The organism is Streptomyces sp. NPDC058697 (assembly GCF_042715345.1).
Lineage (GTDB): Bacteria > Actinomycetota > Actinomycetes > Streptomycetales > Streptomycetaceae > Streptomyces > Streptomyces liliifuscus.
The window spans coordinates 420,514-440,780 of sequence record NZ_JBHXSU010000003.1; the positions used below are offsets into that span (position 1 = coordinate 420,514).

Consider the following 20,267-nt stretch of genomic DNA (forward strand, 5'->3'; position numbering starts at 1 on the left):
TCACTCGCCGTTGTCGGTGACGGCGACGCCCGCCCGCGGTGCCGCGCTGAGGTGTTCGCCGATCTTCTTCACCAGCATGTTCATCTGGTACGCGACCACGCCGACGTCCGCACCCTGGCTGGTGAGAACGGCCAGATGGGCGCCCGGCCCGGCCGTGCTGAGTATCAGATAGCTGTTGGCCATCTCGATGAGCGCCTGCCTCACGGGGCCGCCGCGGAAGTCCATGCTGACGCCCTTGCTGAGGCTCATCAGACCGGACGCGGTCGCCGCGAGACGCTCGGCGTCATCACGCAGGAACCCCGTGGACCTGCTGACGACCAGACCGTCCTCGGAGAGCACGACGGCGTGGTTCACCTCGGCGACCCGGTCCACCAGTCCGGTGAGCAGCTGGTCGAGCTGGCTGTGCGTGGCGGGGATGGGGCGTGTCATTTCCTGTCCTTCATGAGCGGTCTGCGGGCGGAGTCGAGGTGACGGATGCGCCTTCGGGTGCGGTTTCTTCCCCTTGGTCGTACGCCGTATCCGTGTCGTTGTCACGCGCCTGGAGCGTTCCGCGCTGGAAACCGGAGAGCGAGGAGGCCGCGCGCTCCGCGGTGAAGTCCGCGAAGGCGTCGTCGGCCTCGGCGGACGCGACGGGCGGCGTGTCCTCCCGCAGCTCGGCGGCGAGGCTGGTCTGCGGAACCCGGCGCGGCAGCGGGGTGAGACCGCCGAGCCCAGCCGCGGCCGGGCCGGAGCGGGCCGCACCGGCGGCGACCCGTGCCTCGGCCGCCTCAGGTGTCCGCGCCCGGGCGACGGGCTGCGCCTCCCGCGAGCGCTCGTGGGTCTGCCGGTCCGCGCCCGGGATCCCGTCCGCCGAACTCTTCGCGGCGACGCCGACCGGCTCCGCCACCGTTCCATCGGCCGGTTCCCCGTCCTGCTCCCGGGCCACCGGCAGGGCCTTGTCGGCGTTCTCCACGTCCGCGGAGGGGGATTCGAGGGGCTCGCGCACCACGATCTCGTGCGGGATCAGCACGATCGCGGTGGTTCCCCCGTACGGCGAGGACCGCAGTGTGACGGCGATGCCGTGCCGGGTGGCGAGCCGGGCGACGACGAACATGCCGAGCCGCAGGTCGTCTGCGAGCGCCACCACGTCGAACTGCGGAGGTGTCGCCAACTGGGCGTTGAACGACGCGTAGTCCTCGTCGGACATGCCGAGACCGCGGTCCTCGATCTCGACGGCCAGCCCCTTGGCGACCATCCCGGCCCGCACCCCGACCGGGCTGGGCGAGGGGGAGTACGCGGTCGCGTTGTCGATGAGTTCGGCCAGCAGGTGGATGACGTCCGCCACCGCCGGCGGGGTGAGGAACACCTCCTCGTCGGTGTTCACCTCCACCCGCTGGTACTCGGCGACCTCGCCGACGGCGCTGCGCAGGATGTCGATCAGCGCGACCGGTTCGGTCCAGCTGCGCCGCGGCTGCTCGCCGCTGATGATGACGAGGTTCTCCTCGTAGCGGCGCAACTGGCTCGCGGTGGAGTCCAGTTCGTACAGGCCCTTGAGGATCTCCGGGTCCTGGTGCCGGCGTTCCAGCGCGTCCAGCTTGGTGAGCTGGAGGTTGACCAGGTTCTGGCTCTGCCGGGCGATGCCCAGGATGACCTTCTGGAAGCCGCGCCTGGTGTCGGCGAGTTCCACCGCCGTGTGGACCGCCGTGCGCTGCGCGGCGTTGAACGCCTGGGCCACCTGCCCGAGTTCGTCCCGTCCGTAGTCCAGTGGGGGCGTGGCCGACTCCACGTCGACCTTCTCGCCGCGGTTGAGCCGTGCCACCACGTCGGGCAGCCGCTCCTCGGCGAGGCTGAGGGTGGCGATACGCAGCCCGCGCAGCCGCCGGGAGAGCGAGCGGGTGATCCGCCAGGACATCAGGACGCACACCAGCAGGGCGACGAAGCCGCCGGCGCTCAGCGCGGCCGCCTTGATCAGCAGGTCCTCCGCCCTGTCGTCACTGCGTTCGAGCAGTGCCGCCGTCTCCTGGCGGATCAGGGCGGTGTACTGGTCCCCGAGCTTGTCGAACGCGGGGCTCCACCGCTTCTGCGCGTCCGGCAGGGTGATCTTCCGGCCGTCGGTGAGGCCCTTGGCGCGGGCCGCGACCACCTGGTCCTCGACGCCCTCCAGCGCCTTCCACTCCGGACCCTGCAGGATCCGCTCGGTCTGCGTCTTCACCGAGCCGCGCAGCGAGGGCACCAGCTGGTCCTCGACGAGCCAGCGCCGCGTGTTGACCAGCTGGACGTAGTGGTTCCAAGCGTTCTCGTCGAGTTTCCCGGACGGCCAGGCCAGGTGCAGCTGGGCGTCCTCCTGGGAGACCAGCTCGGCCGAGTGCTCCAGGGCGACGAGCGGGCCGGCCTGCGAGGTGAGGTCCCCGTCGTCGACCTGGGAGAGCTCCTGGAAGGCGTGGATCTGGTCGTCGATGATCGAGGTGTACTGGTCCAGCGCCTGGTCGGGGGTGATGTCGGTGGGGTTGTCCACCTGGCTCCGGTAGTACTCCAGGCTGCCCACCGACGCGAGGACCGAGTACATCCGGTCGCTGATCCGCTCGGGGGCCCGCTGGATCGCGTCGGACTGGCCGACGAGTGTCGCGACCGCCTTGTCGGTACGCGCCCGCTGCTCGTCCAGGGCGGTACGGGAACTGCCGGGCGAGGCCAGCAGCACCGCCGACAGGCTGCGCTCCCGCTGCAGCGCCAGCGTCGCGTCGGTGCCCATGGCCCCGGTCGACTTGCTCAGCTCCGTCTGGTCCCGCAGCCGCAGACCCTCCGAGAACATCTGGATCGTCGTCACGCCCCACATGGCGGCGAGGGTGACGCTGGGCACCAGTGCCAGCAGGATCAGTGAGAGACGTATGGAGCCGAGACGGCGGCGGGAGCCAGTCCGTGGAGACATCGTCGTCCTAGAGCGATCAGCGGTGAGCGGAAGGGAGCTTGACGGAAGTCGGGTGGTCAGCAGGGGTGAGAGACGGGACGAGGGCGGCGGGTGGCCACGTGTCCGCAACAGCACAGGGGATGCGCAGGATGCTATCCGTACAAGTGACCGTACGCACCGTGAGTACCCCAAACCTTGGCGACGCTGTTACCTGACGGCGCCGGATCGGCCGGTCCGGCACGGCGGATCAGCCGGTTCTGTACGGCGGTTCGGCCGGTACGGCACTGCCGTTCGGCCGGTCGGACGCAGGGTGTTTCACCGGGTTCCGTTGGCCGCGAACTTCGAGACCGCGGCGACGTTCTGCTTGGTGACGAAGGCCGGTCCGGTGAGCACGGGCTCCTCGCCGCCGCCGCTGACGTTGCCGTTGGTCTTGTACAGCCAGAACGCGTCCACGGCGAGGTAGCCCTGCAGATAGGGCTGTTGGTCCACGGCGAACTGCACGTCCCCGCTCTGCACGGCCTTCACCAGGTCCTTGTTCAGGTCGAAGGTGGCGACCTCGGCCTTGCTGCCCGCCTCCTTCACCGACTTCACCGCCGCGAGCGCGAACTCCGCGCCGTTCATGACGACTTCGTCGATGGTCCGGTCCTGCTTCAGGGCGGCCGCGACGGAGTCGGTCACCGCGTCCATGTCGGTGCCGTCCACGTAGTGCATCTCGGTCCGGCCGGCGAACGTCTTCTTCACCCCGGCGCAGCGGGCCTCCACGGCGACGTTGCCCCGTTCGTGGATGACGCACAGGGCGTGCTTGGCGCGCAGGGCGTCCAGTTTGTCGCCGACCGCCTGGCCCGCGACGCTCTCGTTCTGGCCGAAGTACTGCAACAGGCCACCGGACTTCCACGCGTCGATACCGGAGTTGAGGCCGACCACGGGGATGCCCGCCGCCCTGGCCGCGGCGACCGCGCTCTTCATGGCCTCCGGCTTGGCCAGGGTCAGCGCTATGCCGTCGACCCGGTCCGCGATCGCGTCGCGCACCAGGTCGGCCTGGCCCTTGGAGTCGGGGTCGCTCTCGTACGTCAGGTCGATGCCGTCCTTGGCGGCGGCCGCCTGCGCGCCCTTCTTCACCAGCTCCCAGAAGGCGTCGTTGGGGGCGCCGTGGGTGATCAGGGCGACCTTGATCCCGCCGGCGCTCGCCTTGCCCGCCGGATCGGTGTCCGAGCCCGTGTCCGATCCGCCGGAACCGGAACAGCCGGACGCGAGCAGGCAGACGGCCGCGACGGCGGCGGCCAGCGTGGTGCCGCGTGCGGACAGTGCGGGGACGGGACCTGAGGGAGTCGTGTTCATGGGGGTATGGCACCTCGCTGTGCGGCCGGGCAAGCGGATGGGGAGCGTGAAGTCGGTGTGACCATCGGCGGATCTTGTGTGCCGACTGTCGGACTTTTGCTGGCCGGAGCCAATCGTGTGTGACGCCTGGTAGTCAAGTGAGCGCCCAGATGGCCGGAGTTGTCTATTTCGATCATGAGGTGGAGTGAGAAGCGGTCAACCACTCCTGAAAGCAGCCGTGTTGGCGCCTTCGGGGAGGGGTCGGAGCGGAGCGAGGGGTTCCCGGGATTCCGTACGGGCGCGGGAGGCCGCCCCGACCGCCACGGCCGCGGTGCCGAGCCCGGCCCGTACGACCCGGAGCGGGTGTCCGCTGACGGGGGGTTCGGCGGTGAGCGCGGCCCTGATCGACGGCTCCAGGAGAGTCCAGGCGCCGCTGACCCCGCCGCCGATCACGAAGGTCGTGACGTCCAGCATGCCCGCGGTGATCAGGATCGCGCGGGCGACCGCGGCACCGGCGGCCTCGTACACGGCGAGCGCATCCGGGTCTCCGCGCTCCGCCGCCTCGGCGACGGCGCGGGCGTTGCGGTCGAGCCCGGTCCGTTCGGCGTACCGGGCGGCGATGGACCGGCCGGAGGCCAGGGTCTCCAGATGGCCCCGGCCGCCGCAGGTGCACGGGAGGTCTCCGAAGCCCGGGATGTGGCCCGCCTCGCCCGCCGCGCCCCGCGGCCCCTCGTACAGCGCCCCGTCCAGCCACAGCGCGCCGCCGACCCCGGTGCCGAGCGTCATGCCGAGGACGTGCCGCTCGCCCGTGACGGCGCCCCTGGCCACCTCGCCGCGGAGGAACGCGTTGACGTCGTTGTCGAGGAAGACCGGAACGCCGAGCGCGGCCTCCATGGCCGCCGTCACTTCGAAGCCGGCCCAGGCGTGGAAGGAGTCGCTGGCCACGAGGACGCGTCCGGCGCGGGCGTCGACCAGACCCGCCGCGCCCACCCCGACCGCGCGCAGCCGGGCCGGTACGCGCGCCAGGAGCAGGCCCAGGGCGTCGAGCGCGGCGCCGACCATCGCCGTGCCGCCCTCGGCCGCCGGGGTGGGCACCTCCTGGCTGTCCACGAGGGCGAGTTCGGGCGTGCAGAGCACGACGTGAGTGGTCGTCCCGCCGATGTCGACACCGGCGAACACCTCGGGGGCGGGGCCGGATTCGTAGTCGGAGTCGGGGGCGGGTGGACGCGGCTGGGGTGCACTCGGCTCGGGTGGACGTGGCTGGGGTGCGGTCACGCCCCGCCCTCCGTTCCGGCGGCGGCGAGCGCGGCCTGTCGTTCGGTGCGGCGCACACGTTGGAGCACCGGGTCGGGTACGGGCACGGCGGCGATGAGCCGGCGGGTGTAGTCCGTCTCGGGACGGGTGAGGGTGGTCGCCGTGGCGCCCTCCTCCTCGACCCGGCCCGCCCGCATGACGACGACCCGCCGCGCGAACTGCTGGACGACCGCGAGGTCGTGGGAGACGAAGAGGCAGGCGAAGCCGAGCTCGTCCTGGAGCTCGGCGATCACGTCCAGGACGGTCTGCTGCACGCTGACGTCGAGCGCGCTCGTCGGCTCGTCGGCGACCAGCAGGCGGGGGTCGAGCACCAGTGCCCGGGCGAGACTCACCCGCTGCCGTTGCCCCCCGGACAGCTCGCGCGGCCCGCGGCCCGCCAACTCCCGGGGCAGCCGCACGCGTTCGAGTACCTCCGCGACCCGCTCCCGGCGCTCGGCCGCGGGCATTCCCCGGCGGTGCACCCGCAACGGCTCGGCGACACACTCCGCCACACTCATCCGCGCGTCCAGCGAGGCCACGGGGTCCTGCAGCACCACACCAACCCCGGAGAGCAGGGCCCGGCGAGCACGCCCCCTCGCCCGCCGAAGATCGGCACCGAACAGCGACACCGAACCGGCGGAGGGCGCGACGAGCCCGAGCGCGACCCGGGCCGCCGTCGACTTCCCGGACCCCGACTCCCCGACGAGCCCCAGGGTTTCCCCGGGCCACACGGCCAACGACACGTCGTCCAGCGCCTGCACGGCCCGGGGCCCACGCCCGAACCGCACGGAGACGCCGCGCAGTTCGACGACGGGGGCTCTGGCGGGGCCACCGGGCTCGGCCGCGCCTTCCACCCCACCACGGCGGGACGCGCCGCCGGCGGGCGGGGACACCGCGCGGCAGCCAACTGCTTTGCTGTCGGCTGCACCGCCGCCGACGGGGCTGTTGCCGAGCGCGGTGCCGTCGGCCGCGCCTTCGCCAAGCGCGCTGTGGCCAACTGCCTTGCCGCCGGCCGCGGCGACGCCTCGGGCGTCGGCGAGTGGCGGCTCGGCCTCGCCGCCGAGTACGCCGGCGGCTGGCTCCCGGGCCGCGTCGGTCCCCGGTTCGGCGGGGGCCAGTTGTGGCGCCGCCCCGCCGACCGCCGCCTGACTTCCCGCCACGGTGCCAGCCGCCGCGCTACCGACCGCCGTCTCGGCGGGCGCAGCCGTCCCGCCCGTCCTGCCGACCGCCGCGTCCCCGCCCACCACGGTGTCTGGCGCCGTGTCCCCGCCCACTGTCCCGCCGACTGGCACCCTGCCCACAGCCGCCCCGCTGGGCGCCGCCCCGCCGCCGGCCGTCCCGCCAGGCACGGCCGAGTCGCCCGCCCCCGCCACAGCCAACCGCGGCACAGCCGCCAGCAGTCGCTTGGTGTACTCGTGGGTGGGCCGTAGCAGGACCTCCTCGACCGGGCCGGTCTCCACGATCTCGCCGTCCAGCATCACCGCGACGCGGTCCGCGAAGTCCGCGACGACGCCCATGTTGTGGGTGACGAGGAGGACGCCGGTGCCGGAGTCCGCCGCGAGTGCCCGGAGCAGGTCGAGGATCTCGGCCTGGACGGTGACGTCGAGCGCGGTGGTCGGCTCGTCGGCGATCAGCAGGCTCGGCGAGTTCGCGATCGCCATGGCGATCACCACGCGCTGCCGCTGTCCGCCGGAGAGCTGGAAGGGGTACGCGGACGCCCGTTTCGCTGGGTCCGGGATGCCCACCCGGCGCAGCAGTCCGACCGCCTCTCCGGCGGCTTCGCGGGCGGAGACCGGGCGGTGGTTCCGTACGACCTCCGCGATCTGCGCCCCGATCCGGGTCAGCGGATCCAGGGCGGTCGCGGGCTCCTGGAACACCATCGACACCGTGCGCCCCCGCAAACCCACGAGGTCGGTCTCGGCGGCGCCGACGACGTCCGTGCCGTCGACCGAGGCCCGGCCCGAGGCCCGCGCGTTCCCCGGCAGCAACCCCATCGCGGCGAGCGCGACCGTCGACTTCCCGGACCCGGACTCGCCGACCAGCGCCAGCGTCTCCCCGGGCCGTACGTGCAGTGACACCCCGCGCACGGCGGGCACGTCACCCGTCTCCGTGGAGAAGGTCACCCCGAGGTCCTCGACCTCCAGGATGCCGCCTGTCCTCATGCCCCTCATGCCCGCCCCTTCACGCCGAACGCGTCCCGCAGCCCGTCCCCGACCGCGTTGAACGCGCACACGACGAGGATGATCGCGAGGCCCGGCGGCACGATCAGCCACCAGCGCCCGGAGTACGCGGCCGTCAGCCCGGCCGACAGCATTCCGCCCCAGTCGGTCGACGGCGGCTGGACACCGAGTCCGAGATACGAGACGTACGCGACGAGCAGGATCGCGTCGGCGACCTGGAACGTGGCCGCGACCACGATCGTCGAGACCGAGTTCGGCAGGATGTGCCGGAAGATCGCCCGGCCGTGCGTCCCGCCGATCGCGCGGAGCGTCAGCACGTAGTCGCGGCTCTTCAGGGTGAGCGTCTCCGCCCGTACGAGCCGGGACGGGACGAGCCAGGAAACGAACCCCAGGATGAGGATCAGCCCCAGCGAGTCCGGGGTCGTGATCGCCGAGACGACGAGCAGGATGAAGAGCGCCGGGATGGCGATCCCGGCATCCACGACCCGCATCATGACCGCGTCGACCCAGCCGCCCGCGTACCCGGCGACCGCGCCCCACAGCGTCCCGACGACCGTGGCGAGGAGACCGGCCGCGAGCCCGACGAGCAGCGACACCTTCCCGCCGAACATCAGCCGCCCCAGCTCGTCGTGCCCGACCGCGTCGGTGCCCAGCCAGTGCGCCCCGCTCGGCGCGAGGTTCACCTGGGTGAGGTGGGTGTGGGTCTGGTCGGTCGAGTACACCAACGGGCCCACGAAGCAGAACAGCAGGAAGAGGACGACCACCAACAGCCCTGCCATCGCGAGCCTGTTGCGGGCGAACCGCCGCACGGAGAGGCGGTATCCGGTCGCCAACTCCAGTGTGGGCGCCTTGGTTTGGAGTACGGCACTCATGTCCGGCCCGCCTTCACACGAGGGTCGATGATCCGCTGGACGACATCGGCGAGCAGGGTGCCGACGACGGTCGCGACGGAGATGACGAGCACACAGCCGAGCAGCACCGGATAGTCCGAGGACTGCGCGGCGCTCCAGAACAGCAGCCCCATTCCCGGGTAGTTGAAGAGCTGCTCGACGACGAGCGCACCGCCGAAGAGCACGGGCACGTAGTAGCCGAGCATCGCGACGACGGGCGTGAGGGAGTTGCGGAAGACGTGCCGCCAGAGGATCGTGCGCGGCCGCGAACCGCCGGCCCGCGCGGTCCGTACGTAGTCCTCCTGGAGGTTCTCCAGCGTCGCCGCCCGCATGTAGCGGCTGAACACGGCGACCATCGACGCGGCCCCCGCGACCACCGGCAGCACCAGGGCGCCCGGTTGCGCGAACACGTCCGCGAGCGTCTCGCCCTGGGGTGCCTGCGAGGGGAACCAGTTCAGCCACTGGGTGAACACGAGCACCAGCACAAGTCCCAGGAAGTACACGGGAGTCGCGTACGCCACGAAGCTCAGCGTGGTGATGACGTAGTCCACCGGCCTGTTGCGCCGCACGGCCTGCCACATGCCGAGCGGGATCGCCAGCAGCAGCCCGGCGAGCGCGGACAGCACGGTCAGGACGAGCGTCTTGGGCAGCCGCTGCTCGATGAGCTGGAAGACGCCCTCGTTGAGCGTGTACGAGGTGCCCAGGTCGCCCTGGACGAGCGTGCGCAGGTAGTAGAGGTACTGGACGGGGAGCGAACGGTCCAGGCCCTGCTCGTGGTTGAAGGCCGCGATCTGCTGGGCCGTCGCCTGCGGGCCGAGGATCCCGCGTGCGGGACCCCCGGGCAGCGCGTGCAGCAGGCAGAAGACCACGACCGTGACGATGAGGATCACCACGAGGGCCTGCAGGACCCGCCGGGTCAGGTAGAGGAAGGTGTCCATGGGTCGGTCCTCAGGCCCTCAGCCGGTCCTCACTTGGTCCACTTCCACTGCGCCGGGTGGAAGTTGGCGAGCGAGTCCTGCGAGAACCCGCCGAGGCCGTTCTTGACGACGGAGATCTGGTAGTCCGGCGCCGGGAGCCAGATGACCGGCAGGTCCTTCGCGAGGGCCGCGCTGTAGTCCTGGACCTCCTGCGACGAACTGGACGTCGTGGACGCGGTGATCAGCTTGTCGACGTCGGGGTTCGAGTAGTTGCCGAAGTTCGAGCCGCCCTTGGTCTGGAAGAGCGAGTCGCCGGTCGGGAAGGCGTTGAAGTACCAGCTGCCCGCAGTGCCGAAGAACGACAGCTGCCACTTGCAGATCGGCTGGCCCGAGGTGCACTGCGGGGTCTGCGAGAGCACCGAGTTGACGGGCGCGGTCTTGATCGAGAACTTGATGCCGGTCTTCTCCAGCGAGGACTGGATCGAGCTCATCATGTTGTCGGTTACGGCCGAGCCGGACTGCGACAGCACCTGCATCTCGAACTTCGTTCCCTCGGCGACGCCTTCACCGCACTGCGTGTCTCCCGTCCCCGGGTCCGTACAGACCATGACCCCGCCCTTCTCCTGCCAACCATGGCCGGTCAGCAGGGACTTGGCCGCCGATGTCGAGAACGGGTACGGGTTGTCCTTCTGCACCTGCGAGACGAAGTCGGAGGCCTGCGCCTGCGGGACCGGGCCGTAGCCGGGCACGGCCGTGCCGTTGAAGATGACCTTCGCCAGGCTCGTCTGGTCGATCGACCGCTGGACCGCCTGACGCGCGTACAGCTGCTTGAACACCGCGCCCATGGCAGGGTTGTTGAAGTTGTACGGCATGTAGGTGATGGCCCAGCCGGACCACGGCTCGACCGTGTATCCCTGGGCCGTGAACCGGTCCTTCTGGTCGAGGTCGGTGGCCTCGATGTAGCCGTAGTCGACGCTTCCGGAGCGCAGCGCGTTCTTCTCGGCGTCCGCCGTCGTGAAGGGGAGCAGGTTCACCGTCGCGATGTTCGCCTTCTCACCGCCGTCGTACTTCTTGTTGGCTGCGAGCACGACCTTGCCGGACGTGGAGAACGACTTGACCGCGTACGGGCCGCTGAGGGTCTTCCACAGCGCGTCCTTGTCGTAGCGGGAGATGTTCTTCGCGGCCGAGTTCAGATACGTCCAGACTTTCTTCGCGCCGGCGGCGGTCCGGTCGGCGTCGGACACCTGCGCGGAGGCGTCGGTCCTGTCCCACACGTGCTGCGGCAGCGGAGTGATCTCGCTGAACTGGTTGGCCAGCATCCACTGGGAGTTGTAGGCCTTGTCGAAGGTGATCGTGAAGTGGCGGTCGTCGACGGTCTTGAAGGAGGTCCAGTTGTCCGGCGCCTTGCCCGGGTTGTAGCCCGCCCACTCCGCCTTGTTCGCCTTGATGAGGTTGAACCAGAACTCGACGTCCCGCGAGGTGATCGGCTTGCCGTCGCTCCAACTGCGGTCGCCCAGTGTGAACTTGACGCTCCTGCCGTCGGACGCGAAGTCGGCGGCCGTGGCGATGGACGCCTTCTTGTTCCAGGCGATCTTCCCGGTGGAACCGTCGTACGCGACGAGCCGCTCCCACAGACTGTCGGCGATGGACCTGTTGTTGGTGTTGAGGTGCGCGGCCGTACCGATCGGCAGGATCCAGTTCGGCGTGAAGTTCGCGGGCAGCGCGTAGTTGATGGTGTCGGGGGACGCGGACGACGTGTCGTTCGTCCCGGAACAGCCCGCGAGCAGCAGTGTGCCCGCCGAGACGACGGCACAGGCGACGAGCGTCGTGCGAGCAGGGGACATGGCTCTCCTCAGGTGAACAAGGGCTCAGGGTGAACAAGGGCTCGGGGTGCGCGAGGCCGGACGCGGGGCCGGAGTTGAACGGCGGCGTTCGGCGGAGCCAGTCAACGACCGGAAGGTTCGAAGAAACAGGCGGCCCGCTGTAAAAAGTCTGTTACTGCTGTTCTGGAAAAAGTCGTGCGGGAGACATACGGGCATACGCTCGTCGCCTCGACCTCCGGATATCCCCGGCTTTCCCCGATCCTGGGAGTTACTTCGTCCATGTCTGAAAAAAGTGCGGGGCACCGGAGGGGCGTCACGGGCGTCTCCTCGCTGGCCGAGAGCGTCCTCGACCTCCTCGCCTCCGGACAGGCTTCGACCCGTACGGAACTCGCCGCACTGCTCGGTGCCGCACCCTCGACGATCTCGCTCACGGTCGGCCAGCTCGTGGCGCACGGGCTGGTCGCCGAACAGGGCACGCGGTCCTCGACCGGCGGGCGCCCGCGCAAGGTGCTGCGCCTGGGCGGGAGCGAGGGGTTCGCCGTCGCGGCCGACCTCGGCGGACGGCACGCGCGGGTCGGGGTTGTCCTGCCCGGCGGCGGGTTCACCGAGGTCTCCACCGTGCCGTTCGTGACGGCCGAGGGGCCCGAGACCGCGCTTCCCGCACTCGCCGAGACCCTGGAGACCCTCGCCGGGCGGCGCGGCCGGGAACTGCTGCGCGGCGTCGGCCTCTGCCTCCCGGGCCCGGTCGACGTCGTGCCGGGCGTCGTCACCCTCCCCTCGCGCATGCCCGGCTGGAACCGCTTCCCCGTCCGGGACTGGCTGGAGGAGCGGTTCGGCGTACCGGCCGCGATCGAGAACGACGCCAACTGCATGGCCGTGGGCGAGCACAGCGTCCAGCCCGCCGAGCGCCGCCAGTCGATCATGGTGAAGATGGGCTCGGCGATCGGCGCGGGGATCATCGCCGACGGGAAGCTGTACCGCGGCGCGACCGGAGCCGCCGGCGAGATCACCCACGTACGGGTCGAGGCGGGCCACGACATCCCCTGCTCCTGCGGCAACACGGGGTGCCTGGAGACCGTCGCCTCGGGCGCCGCGCTCGTCCGGATCCTGCGCGAACGGGGCCTGGACGTCGCGTCCATCGAGGACGTCGTACGCCTCGCCTCCGACGCCGACCCGGAGGCCACCCGCGCCGTCCGCCAGGCCGGCCGCTACCTCGGCATGGTCCTGTCCGCGAACGTCAACTTCTTCAACCCCGACGCCGTGTACCTCGGCGGCCTCCTCTCGACACTCGAACCGTTCGTCGCCGCCGTCCGCAGCCAGCTGTACGAGGGATGCCACCCGCTGGTGACCAAGCACCTGGTGATCGAGCGGGCCGGCCTCGGCGCGGACGCTGGCCTCGTCGGCGCGGGCCAGTTCGCACTCCAACGGGCCCTGGCGAACGCCCTCCAGGCCGTCACCGGCGCCGCAGTCCCCGCCCACCACTGACCACGGACCCCACCACCGTGCGAGGAGCCATGCCACAACCGCGTACCCCCGTCGCCCGTCCCGTCATCGCGATCGCCGGGCTCGGCATCGAGTCGTCGACGTTCTCACCGGCCCGGACCGAGGCCCCCGCCTTCCACCCGCAGCGCGGCACGGACGTCCTGACGCGCTATCAGTTCCTGGCCCCCGGAACACTGTTGAGGGAAGCCGCCGAGTGGCGCGGCGCGCTGGTCGGCAAGGCCCTGCCCGGCGGTACGGTCACGGCGGCCGCGTACGCCGAACTCTCCGACGAACTCATCGCGAGACTCGCGGAGTTGGGCGATCTCGACGGCCTCTGGTTCGACATCCACGGCGCGATGACGGTGGAGGGGATCGACGACGCCGAGGCGGTTCTGCTCGCCCGCGTCCGGGAGACGGTCGGCCCGGAAGTCATCGTGTCCACCTCCATGGACCTGCACGGCAACGTCTCGCGCGAACTCGCCCACCTGAGCGACCTGATCACCTGCTACCGCATGGCCCCGCACGAGGACGCCATGGACACGAAGGAACGGGCGGCCCGCAACCTGGTGGACCTCCTCAAGACCGGCGCGCCCCGCCCGGTGAAGGCATGGATCCCGGTCCCCGTCCTCCTGGCCGGCGAACAGACCTCCACCCGCATCGAACCCGCGAAGAGCGTGTACGCGGCAGTAGACGAGGTGGAGGCAATGGAGGGCGTGACGGACGCCGCGATCTGGGTCGGCTACGCCTGGGCGGACGAACCCCGCAACCGGGCGGCGGTCGTCGTCACGGGCCCGTCCCAGGAGGCGGTCACGACGGGCGCGGAACGCCTGGCGCGCGGCTTCTGGGAGGCACGGCACGACTTCGCCTTCGTGGCCCCGACGGGCACCCTGGACGACTGCCTGGACGAGGCACTGGCCGCCTCCGAGGCGAACAGGCCGTACTTCATCAGCGACACCGGCGACAACCCGACGGCGGGCGGCGCGGGCGATGTCACCTGGGGCCTCGAACGGGTGCTGTCCCGGCCCGAGTTCAAGGACCCGTCGGGACCGACAGTCATCTACGCCTCGCTCCCGGGCCCCGCCGCCGTGGAGACGGCGGTCAGGGCGGGCGTCGGAGCGACCGTCACCGTCACGGCGGGCGCGGAGGTCGACGACCGCCACGCAGGCCCGCTCACCATGACCGGAGTGGTCCACGCGATCCGCCACGGCGACCCGCACGCCCAGGCGGAGGTGGTGCTACGCGTCGGCGGCGTGCACGTGATCCTCACCGCCCTGCGCAAGCCCTACCACCACGAACACGACTTCACCGACCTGGAGTTGTCCCCCCGCACGGCGGACATCGTCCTCGTCAAGATCGGCTACCTGGAACCCCAACTCTTCACCATGGCCGCCGACTGGAAGATGGCCCTCACCCCGGGCGGCGTCGACCAGAACCTCCTCCGCCTGGGCCACCACCGCATCCACCGCCCGATGTACCCGTTCGACACAGAGATGCCGACCCCGGACCTGACGGCGAGAGTAATCCCCCCGTCGAACGAACGGCTGGGCGCGCCGAACGAGTAACCCGCGCCCCGTCAGGGGCGCGGGGAACTGCGCGACAAGCCCCCACCGGGCCGCGGATCAAAAACCGGCGGCCGGCGGAGCCTTACGGCTTACGGGCCACAGCCCCGTACATCGCGATGTCCTCGTCCCGGATCCCCTCACCACTCGTGGCATCCGGATGCCACTTGTGCACCTGGACGATGCCCGGCTCGACGAGCTCCAGACCCTCGAAGAACTCGTCGGCCTCGTCGATCGTGCGCAGCCGCATGGGCATGTTGCGGGCCGCGTACTCGCGGGCGACCCGCCCCACGTCCTCCGGCGCGAACTCGGCGGTGCCGATGGACATCGCGAGGTAGCTGCCGGAGGGGAGGGGCTCCAGGAGGCGGCGGACGATGCCGACCGCGTCGTCCTCGTCCAGGACGAAGTGGACGATCGCGATCACGGTCAGCGCGACCGGCTTGTCCAGGTCGAGCGTCTCGCGGAACTCGGGGGAGTCGAGCACGGCCTCCGGGTGCTGGAAGTCGGCCTCGATGTACGCCGTCCTGCCCTCGGGCGTGCTGGCCAGCAGCCCCTGGGAGAGGGTGAGGACGATCGGGTCGTTGTCGACGTAGACGACCCGTGACTCGGGCGCCACCGACTGGACGATCTCGTGCAGGTTCGGCGAGGTGGGGATGCCGGTGCCGATGTCCAGGAACTGGCGTACCCCCGCCTCCTTCGCCAGCCAGGCGACCGCGCGGTTCATCCAGTCGCGGTTGGCCTTCATGTGGATCGGCAGGGCGGGCCACTCCGACGCCATGGCGTCGCCCGCCTCCTTGTCGGCCGGGTAGTAGTCCTTACCGCCGAGGATGTAGTCGTAGATGCGCGCCGAGTGGGCGTTCTCGGTGTCGATGCGGTCGGCCGGCCATCCGTTTTCGGGCAAAGCCGCCCCTCCTGTCAAGTCGTCGGGTTCGAAGTCAACGCTCAGGAAAATCAAGGGTGTTGATCAAAGCAGGAGTGTTCAGGAAACCAGGGAAGTCTGTGCGCGGGTACCAGGGGGTGCCTCAGAACAGGAAGTCGGCGGCACCCGCCTTCACACCCGCCAGGAAACTCGTCATCTCGCGGGGTGTGAAGACCAGCGCGGGGCCGTCGGGATCGGTCGACTGGCGCAGTGCGACCCGGCCGTCGCCGAGCTTCATCGCCTCGACGCAGGCGCCGCCCGCGTCGTCGCTCCACGGCTTGTACCAGCCGCGTGTGCCGAGTTCCCGGGACGGCATGCCGTTGCGTATGTGTCCGTCGCGTATGTGGTGGTGCACGTCAGAGCTCCTTGCGAATCGCACCGAGGAGAGCCTCGGTCTTTCTGGCGGGCGTCGCCTGCGCGCCCAGCCGGTCCAGAGCCTCGCGATAGACCAGGACGTCGTCGTCCTTGTCCAGATAGACAGCGCCCACCAGACCGTTGAGGTAGACGATGTCCGGCAGTTCGCGTGCCCGGAACCGGAAGAGATGGAAAGCCCCCGCCCGCATCGCCGGATGCGGTCCGTTCTTGAACGGCATGATCTGCAATGTCACTTGGGGTAGCGAGTTGACCGCGATCAGATGGTCGATCTGGGCGCGCATCACCTCGGCTCCGCCGACCGGCCAGCGCAGCACGGTCTCGTCCATCACGATCCACACGCGCGGCGGCGAGGGACGCGACAGCAGCTCCTGGCGCCGCATCCGCAGCGCGACCCTGCGCTCCGTGGCCTCGGTCGCGGCGTGCGGATTCCCGGCGCCCAGCAGGGCCCGGGCGTACTCCTCGGTCTGCAGCAGACCGTGCACGAACTGGGCCTCGTACGCGCGGATCTGCAGCGCCGCCTGCTCCAGGCTCAGATAGGCCGCGAACCAGTCCGGCAGCACGTCACGGTAGGTGTGCCACCAGCCGCGCTTGTTGGCCTCGCGGACCGATTTCAGGAAGGTGTCGATCTCCTGCTGGTCCGTCACGCCGTAGACCTGGAGCAGTTTCTCGGCGTCCGGGAGCCTGAGCCGGGCCACCTTGGCGGCTTCCATCCGGCGGATCGTGGAGTGGCTGACGCCGATCGCCGCACCCGCCTGCTCGAACGTCAGTCCGGCACGTGTGCGCAGCTCCTCCAGCTGTCTGCCGAGGATCATGCGCAGGACGGAGGGCGCGCCGCCCCAGTCGGTCTCCGCGGTCACGGCTTACCCCCTCACAGCGGGTTCGAGGTCGCAGTCTGTCACGATCATCCGTTCGACGGGGGAAGCATGCACCGTGCGAATTGCAATTTTCAACTTGTCGGTTGCGGGGTGTTGTTGGCAGGTGTCACAGTGGGGCGTACCGTCCTGGTCCGGTGAACGGCGAGACGACGTAGCTCAGTTGGGGGAGAAGAGCTGCGCTTCGTCACCGTGCGCAACGGGTTGTACGCGCCTCGCGGCGGAACCGGATCAAGCGGTACCGGCACTGGCCCGACCCCCGGTGCGAAGGCAGAAGAAAGGCGAACGGCGATGGCTCCGCCCTCCCTCCCCAAGCCATTGGGCCGACTGCCCGCGAGCGAACACCCCCACAGAGCAGGCGTGTTCGGACTCTCCCCGACACCCGCCTCGGCGGGTGTGGCCCGCAGGAACGTGCGCGAACTGCTGAGCGAATGGGGTGCGAGCCCCGAAACTTGCGACAACGCTGTCCTGGTGACCTCCGAGCTGGTCACCAACGCGCTGACGCACACGGCGAGCGAGTGGATCGTCTGCAGACTGCGCACCGCGGGCGGGCGGCTCCACATCGAGGTCGAGGACCAGAACCGCGGCCTGACGCTCCCCGCACAGCGCAGCGCGGGGCCCGACGACCAGGGCGGCCGCGGACTGATGCTCGTCGGCATGGTCAGCACCGACTGGGGCGTCAAGGACAGCGCGAACGGCTCCGGACGCGTCGTCTGGGCCGTCCTGCCGACCCAGCCGGTGCCGTCACCGCCGGCGTCCTCCCCGCCGGTGTCGTTGCGGTCGGTGCCGCCGCAGCCGACGTCGTCGGAGTCACGGGAACCCGTCTCCACCGGACGCGCACCCCTCACGCACGAACCCGCCTCGACCGGGCGCGCGCCCACCACGCACCTCACCCGGCCCAACCCCCACTCGGCCGAAGGACACCTGCCTCATGGAACTGCAGCACGCCCCTGAACCGCGGCCTCGCACCTACGGCTCGCGGCTGCGCCCCTCCGCGACCTTCCCGTCCGAGAACCCCGGTCGCCTGGTCATCCCCGCCCAGCTGCGCGCCGGGCTGGGCTGCGACGCCGTGACCACGTCCCGGGAGCACGGCGAACGCATCATGGACTCCCTGCCCCGCGTGGGCTGTGTCTTCGCCGACGACTTCGACGGCGAGGAGCGCTGGTGGTGGATCGTGCCCTCCGGGTCCCACATCGGCGTCACCTGGCCGCCCTCCACGACGTACACCGTCGGCGCGCACCTGGCCGACCCGTCCTGGACACGGGCCCGCCGCGGCCCCTGGGCCGACCGGCCCCGGCTGATCCACAGCCCCGCGGGAGGCTCGCCCTACACCCCGCCGATACCCCTGTACTTCCTCACCTGCCGCCTCGCGGGCAGCGTCCCGCGGTGGTCCCTGGGCGCGGCGGACTGAACCACCCCCGCCCAACCCCCCGCCCAACCCGCTTCCACCCCTGCGGACGCCCGTGTGTTCGTCCTCGTACGACCCCGGGTGAACGGCCGCACCACCTGTGACGTAGACGTATGCGACAAGGTGAACGCGGCGGAGGATGATGGGCGACCGTGCCAACTGACCAGGTGACGCAGCGCGACGGCCGGGGCCGGGGCTCCCGGCCGAGCCGTGCGGGCGCCCGGGTCCGGGCCGTGGCGTTCGCCCTCGTCGGCAGTGTGCTCGCAGCCGTCGGCCATCACGCGGTCGAGGGCGGGCAGGTGCCGTGGCGGCTCGTGGCCGCCTTCGCCGTGGCGCAGTTCGTCGTCGTACGGCCCTTCGCCCGCCGCCGGCCCGGACTGCTCGCGGTCGGCGCATGCACCCTGGCGGCACAGGCCGCGATGCATCTCGCGCTCACCACGGCCGGCGGCCACCGCGCCGGTACGGGACACATGGCCCACGCCGGGCACGACGCGATGACGACGGGCGCCGGCGGACACCCCTGGCAGCACGCCTCCGAGGCGGCCATGACGACCGCGCACGCCGTCGCCGCCCTCGTCGTCGCCTGGCTGCTCCACCGGGCCGACACGGCGGTCACGGCGGCACTGGCCACCGGCCGCACGCTGCGCGCGGTCGCGGCGGCGGTCATCGCCCGGTTCCTGCCGGGTCCGGCCCTGGCGGCAGCCCACCGACCGCTGCCCGTACCCCTCACCGGCTCCTTCGAACTCCCGGCAGGAGCACGGCCCCGGACCCTGGAGCACGCGCTGGTGCGCAGGGGACCCCCGGGACGGACACCCGTCCCCGTCGTCCCCCTCACCCGGGCCCGGCCTCGGCCCGCCCGGTTCCACAGCCAAGGAGTTCCACCGTGTCCCTGTCCATCAACGGGCGTCGTGCCGCACTGACCGGCGCCGCCGCCCTCACGGCCGTCCTCGCGCTGGCCGGTCCCGCCTCCGCGCACACGGAGGTCGAGGCCGACAAGGCGCAGGCCCTCGCCGAGAACGTCACCCTCACCGTCGTCTGCGAGGCGGAGTCCGCCACCGCGGGCTTCCGCGAGGTGCGCGTCGTACTGCCCGAGGGAATCGCACCGTCCGACGTCACGCTCGAAGAGGCCCCCGAGGGCTGGCAGTTGAAGACCACCGACGACGGTTACGTCGTGGGCGGCACCCCCCTCAAGACCGGCGTCGACGCCGAGTACAAGGTGAAGATCCGCCAGCTCCCGGACGTCGAGGAAGTGGCGTTCAAGACCATCGACACCTACAGCGACGGGAAGGTCTCGCGCTGGATCGAGCTGCCCGAGGGCGGTGAGGAGCCCGAACAGCCCGCCCCGCTCCTGAAGTTGAAGGCGGCGGCACCGGGCGCGAAGCCGATCGCTCCCAGCCCCACCGCGAGCCCGACGCCCAGCCCGACCCCGACGGTCACCGCGACGCCTTCCGAGACCGGGGCCACGGCGGCAGCGGCCGACACGAAGAAGGACGACGACGGAACACCCATGAGCCTCGTCGTCGGCGGCGTGGCCGCAGCGGTGGTGGTCCTCGGCGCCGGAGCGTGGTTGCTGACGAAGCGCCGCGCCTCCGCCGGCAGCTGACCGCGACCGGCCCGTGGGACGCGCACGTCCCACGGGCCGGATCAGGACCCGGGCGGCGGGGCCTGTACGAGCCCGGACTGGTAGGCGATGACGACCAGTTGGGCCCGGTCGCGGGCGCCCAGCTTCGTCATCGCGCGATGCACGTGCGTACGTACCGTCAGGGGGCTCACGACGAGGTTCTCGGCGATCTCGTCGTTGGACCTGCCCTCGGCGGCCAGCGCCATGACCTGCCGTTCGCGGGCAGTCAGCGTGGCGAGGAGTTCGGGCGCTGCCAGCCGGTCGGCGGGTGTCGGGGCGGCGAGGAAGCGGGTGATGAGGGTACGCGTGGCGAGCGGGGAGAGCAGGGACTCGCCTGCGGACACGGTCCGGATGCCGTCGAGGAGCACATCGGCGGTGACGTCCTTGCCGAGGAAGCCGCTCGCGCCGGCGCGCAGGGCCCGGGCCACGTACTCGTCGGTCTCGAAGGTCGTGAGGATGAGGACCCGCGTGCCCGAGAGGTCAGGGTCGGCGCAGATCGCGGTGGTGGCGCCCAGACCGTCGGAGCCGGGCATCCGGATGTCCATCAGGACGACGTCCGGACGGTGCGTGTGGGTGAGTTCGACGGCCTCCTTGCCGTCGGTCGCCTCGCCGACCACCTCCATGTCGTCGCAGGAGTCGATCAGGATCCGGAAGGTCGCTCTCAGCAGGGCTTGGTCGTCGGCGAGCAGGACGCGGATGGTCATCTGATTCGGATCGCTTCCGGGGT

Annotated in this window: 18 protein-coding genes; 6 read left to right on the forward strand and 12 right to left on the reverse strand. The window is 71.0% G+C overall.

The window, feature by feature from the left end; translation table 11 throughout:
* The 8 genes from ACFWXQ_RS09680 to ACFWXQ_RS09715 all read right to left on the reverse strand — a co-directional run bounded on the left by ACFWXQ_RS09680 (position 1) and on the right by ACFWXQ_RS09715 (position 11,325).
* The gene (locus tag ACFWXQ_RS09680; protein WP_055617928.1) at positions 1-429 is read right to left on the reverse strand and encodes a roadblock/LC7 domain-containing protein; all 429 of its coding nucleotides are present in this window, start codon (positions 427-429) and stop codon (positions 1-3) included.
* Between the two features lie 10 nt (positions 430-439).
* Positions 440-2,905: a nitrate- and nitrite sensing domain-containing protein gene (locus ACFWXQ_RS09685; protein ID WP_383937771.1), complete on the reverse strand. Its 2,466-nt coding sequence runs from the start codon at positions 2,903-2,905 to the stop codon at positions 440-442.
* A 294-nt stretch (positions 2,906-3,199) separates the two neighbouring features.
* On the reverse strand, positions 3,200-4,222 hold the full coding sequence (locus ACFWXQ_RS09690; RefSeq protein ID WP_383937769.1) for a substrate-binding domain-containing protein: 1,023 nt from the start codon (positions 4,220-4,222) through the stop codon (positions 3,200-3,202).
* A 195-nt stretch (positions 4,223-4,417) separates the two neighbouring features.
* Positions 4,418-5,380 carry an ROK family protein gene (locus ACFWXQ_RS09695; RefSeq protein ID WP_383937819.1) on the reverse strand — a complete coding sequence of 321 codons (963 nt, stop codon included), beginning with the start codon at positions 5,378-5,380 and terminating at the stop codon, positions 4,418-4,420.
* Positions 5,381-5,472: 92 nt separating this feature from the next.
* On the reverse strand, positions 5,473-7,665 hold the full coding sequence (locus ACFWXQ_RS09700; protein ID WP_383937767.1) for a dipeptide ABC transporter ATP-binding protein: 2,193 nt from the start codon (positions 7,663-7,665) through the stop codon (positions 5,473-5,475).
* A complete protein-coding gene (locus tag ACFWXQ_RS09705) occupies positions 7,662-8,546 on the reverse strand; it encodes an ABC transporter permease (protein WP_383937765.1) in 885 nt (294 codons plus the stop codon). The genes ACFWXQ_RS09700 and ACFWXQ_RS09705 overlap by 4 nt, the downstream gene beginning before the upstream one ends.
* Positions 8,543-9,502, reverse strand: coding sequence for an ABC transporter permease (locus ACFWXQ_RS09710; protein WP_383937763.1), 960 nt, complete (start codon positions 9,500-9,502; stop codon positions 8,543-8,545). Before ACFWXQ_RS09710 ends, ACFWXQ_RS09705 begins: the two co-directional genes overlap by 4 nt.
* 29 nt (positions 9,503-9,531) lie before the next feature.
* The gene (locus tag ACFWXQ_RS09715) at positions 9,532-11,325 is read right to left on the reverse strand and encodes a peptide ABC transporter substrate-binding protein (RefSeq protein ID WP_383937761.1); all 1,794 of its coding nucleotides are present in this window, start codon (positions 11,323-11,325) and stop codon (positions 9,532-9,534) included.
* A gap of 258 nt (positions 11,326-11,583) precedes the next feature.
* On the opposite strand from ACFWXQ_RS09715, the gene ACFWXQ_RS09720 reads away from it, so the two are divergent.
* Positions 11,584-12,789: an ROK family protein gene (locus ACFWXQ_RS09720; protein WP_383937759.1), complete on the forward strand. Its 1,206-nt coding sequence runs from the start codon at positions 11,584-11,586 to the stop codon at positions 12,787-12,789.
* Positions 12,790-12,818: 29 nt separating this feature from the next.
* Positions 12,819-14,348, forward strand: coding sequence for a M81 family metallopeptidase (locus ACFWXQ_RS09725; RefSeq protein ID WP_383937757.1), 1,530 nt, complete (start codon positions 12,819-12,821; stop codon positions 14,346-14,348).
* An 82-nt stretch (positions 14,349-14,430) separates the two neighbouring features.
* Here the strand turns inward: ACFWXQ_RS09725 and ACFWXQ_RS09730 are convergent, their stop codons facing one another.
* The 3 genes from ACFWXQ_RS09730 to ACFWXQ_RS09740 all read right to left on the reverse strand — a co-directional run bounded on the left by ACFWXQ_RS09730 (position 14,431) and on the right by ACFWXQ_RS09740 (position 16,496).
* The gene (locus tag ACFWXQ_RS09730) at positions 14,431-15,246 is read right to left on the reverse strand and encodes an SAM-dependent methyltransferase (RefSeq protein ID WP_359716126.1); all 816 of its coding nucleotides are present in this window, start codon (positions 15,244-15,246) and stop codon (positions 14,431-14,433) included.
* 121 nt (positions 15,247-15,367) lie between these two features.
* Positions 15,368-15,580, reverse strand: coding sequence for a DUF397 domain-containing protein (locus tag ACFWXQ_RS09735; protein ID WP_383937817.1), 213 nt, complete (start codon positions 15,578-15,580; stop codon positions 15,368-15,370).
* A 40-nt stretch (positions 15,581-15,620) separates the two neighbouring features.
* Positions 15,621-16,496 (reverse strand): helix-turn-helix domain-containing protein, encoded by an 876-nt coding sequence (locus ACFWXQ_RS09740; protein WP_383937755.1) that lies wholly within the window; start codon positions 16,494-16,496, stop codon positions 15,621-15,623.
* Between the two features lie 375 nt (positions 16,497-16,871).
* Between ACFWXQ_RS09740 and ACFWXQ_RS09745 the strand changes: the two genes are divergently transcribed.
* From ACFWXQ_RS09745 to ACFWXQ_RS09760, 4 genes are all read left to right on the forward strand, one after another.
* Positions 16,872-17,465 carry an ATP-binding protein gene (locus ACFWXQ_RS09745; protein ID WP_383937754.1) on the forward strand — a complete coding sequence of 198 codons (594 nt, stop codon included), beginning with the start codon at positions 16,872-16,874 and terminating at the stop codon, positions 17,463-17,465.
* Positions 17,443-17,922: a hypothetical protein gene (locus ACFWXQ_RS09750; RefSeq protein ID WP_383937752.1), complete on the forward strand. Its 480-nt coding sequence runs from the start codon at positions 17,443-17,445 to the stop codon at positions 17,920-17,922. The genes ACFWXQ_RS09745 and ACFWXQ_RS09750 overlap by 23 nt, the downstream gene beginning before the upstream one ends.
* Positions 17,923-18,071: 149 nt before the next feature.
* Entirely contained in the window at positions 18,072-18,839 is a 768-nt protein-coding gene (locus ACFWXQ_RS09755; protein WP_383937750.1) for a hypothetical protein, read from the forward strand.
* Positions 18,803-19,522: a DUF1775 domain-containing protein gene (locus ACFWXQ_RS09760; protein ID WP_383937748.1), complete on the forward strand. Its 720-nt coding sequence runs from the start codon at positions 18,803-18,805 to the stop codon at positions 19,520-19,522. The genes ACFWXQ_RS09755 and ACFWXQ_RS09760 overlap by 37 nt, the downstream gene beginning before the upstream one ends.
* Positions 19,523-19,563: 41 nt before the next feature.
* Here ACFWXQ_RS09760 and ACFWXQ_RS09765 read toward each other — a convergent pair whose 3' ends face one another.
* Positions 19,564-20,244 carry a response regulator gene (locus ACFWXQ_RS09765; RefSeq protein ID WP_383937746.1) on the reverse strand — a complete coding sequence of 227 codons (681 nt, stop codon included), beginning with the start codon at positions 20,242-20,244 and terminating at the stop codon, positions 19,564-19,566.
* Between the last annotated feature and the right edge of the window lie 23 nt (positions 20,245-20,267).

Coding starts and splice junctions, on each gene's coding strand:
- ACFWXQ_RS09680 (WP_055617928.1), bottom strand. CDS start 429: ATGACACGCCCCATCCCCGCCACGCACAGCCAGCTCGACCAGCTGCTC.
- ACFWXQ_RS09685 (WP_383937771.1), bottom strand. CDS start 2,905: ATGTCTCCACGGACTGGCTCCCGCCGCCGTCTCGGCTCCATACGTCTC.
- ACFWXQ_RS09690 (WP_383937769.1), bottom strand. CDS start 4,222: ATGAACACGACTCCCTCAGGTCCCGTCCCCGCACTGTCCGCACGCGGC.
- ACFWXQ_RS09700 (WP_383937767.1), bottom strand. CDS start 7,665: ATGAGGGGCATGAGGACAGGCGGCATCCTGGAGGTCGAGGACCTCGGG.
- ACFWXQ_RS09705 (WP_383937765.1), bottom strand. CDS start 8,546: ATGAGTGCCGTACTCCAAACCAAGGCGCCCACACTGGAGTTGGCGACC.
- ACFWXQ_RS09710 (WP_383937763.1), bottom strand. CDS start 9,502: ATGGACACCTTCCTCTACCTGACCCGGCGGGTCCTGCAGGCCCTCGTG.
- ACFWXQ_RS09715 (WP_383937761.1), bottom strand. CDS start 11,325: ATGTCCCCTGCTCGCACGACGCTCGTCGCCTGTGCCGTCGTCTCGGCG.
- ACFWXQ_RS09720 (WP_383937759.1), top strand. CDS start 11,584: ATGTCTGAAAAAAGTGCGGGGCACCGGAGGGGCGTCACGGGCGTCTCC.
- ACFWXQ_RS09725 (WP_383937757.1), top strand. CDS start 12,819: ATGCCACAACCGCGTACCCCCGTCGCCCGTCCCGTCATCGCGATCGCC.
- ACFWXQ_RS09735 (WP_383937817.1), bottom strand. CDS start 15,580: ATGCCGTCCCGGGAACTCGGCACACGCGGCTGGTACAAGCCGTGGAGC.
- ACFWXQ_RS09750 (WP_383937752.1), top strand. CDS start 17,443: ATGGAACTGCAGCACGCCCCTGAACCGCGGCCTCGCACCTACGGCTCG.
- ACFWXQ_RS09765 (WP_383937746.1), bottom strand. CDS start 20,244: ATGACCATCCGCGTCCTGCTCGCCGACGACCAAGCCCTGCTGAGAGCG.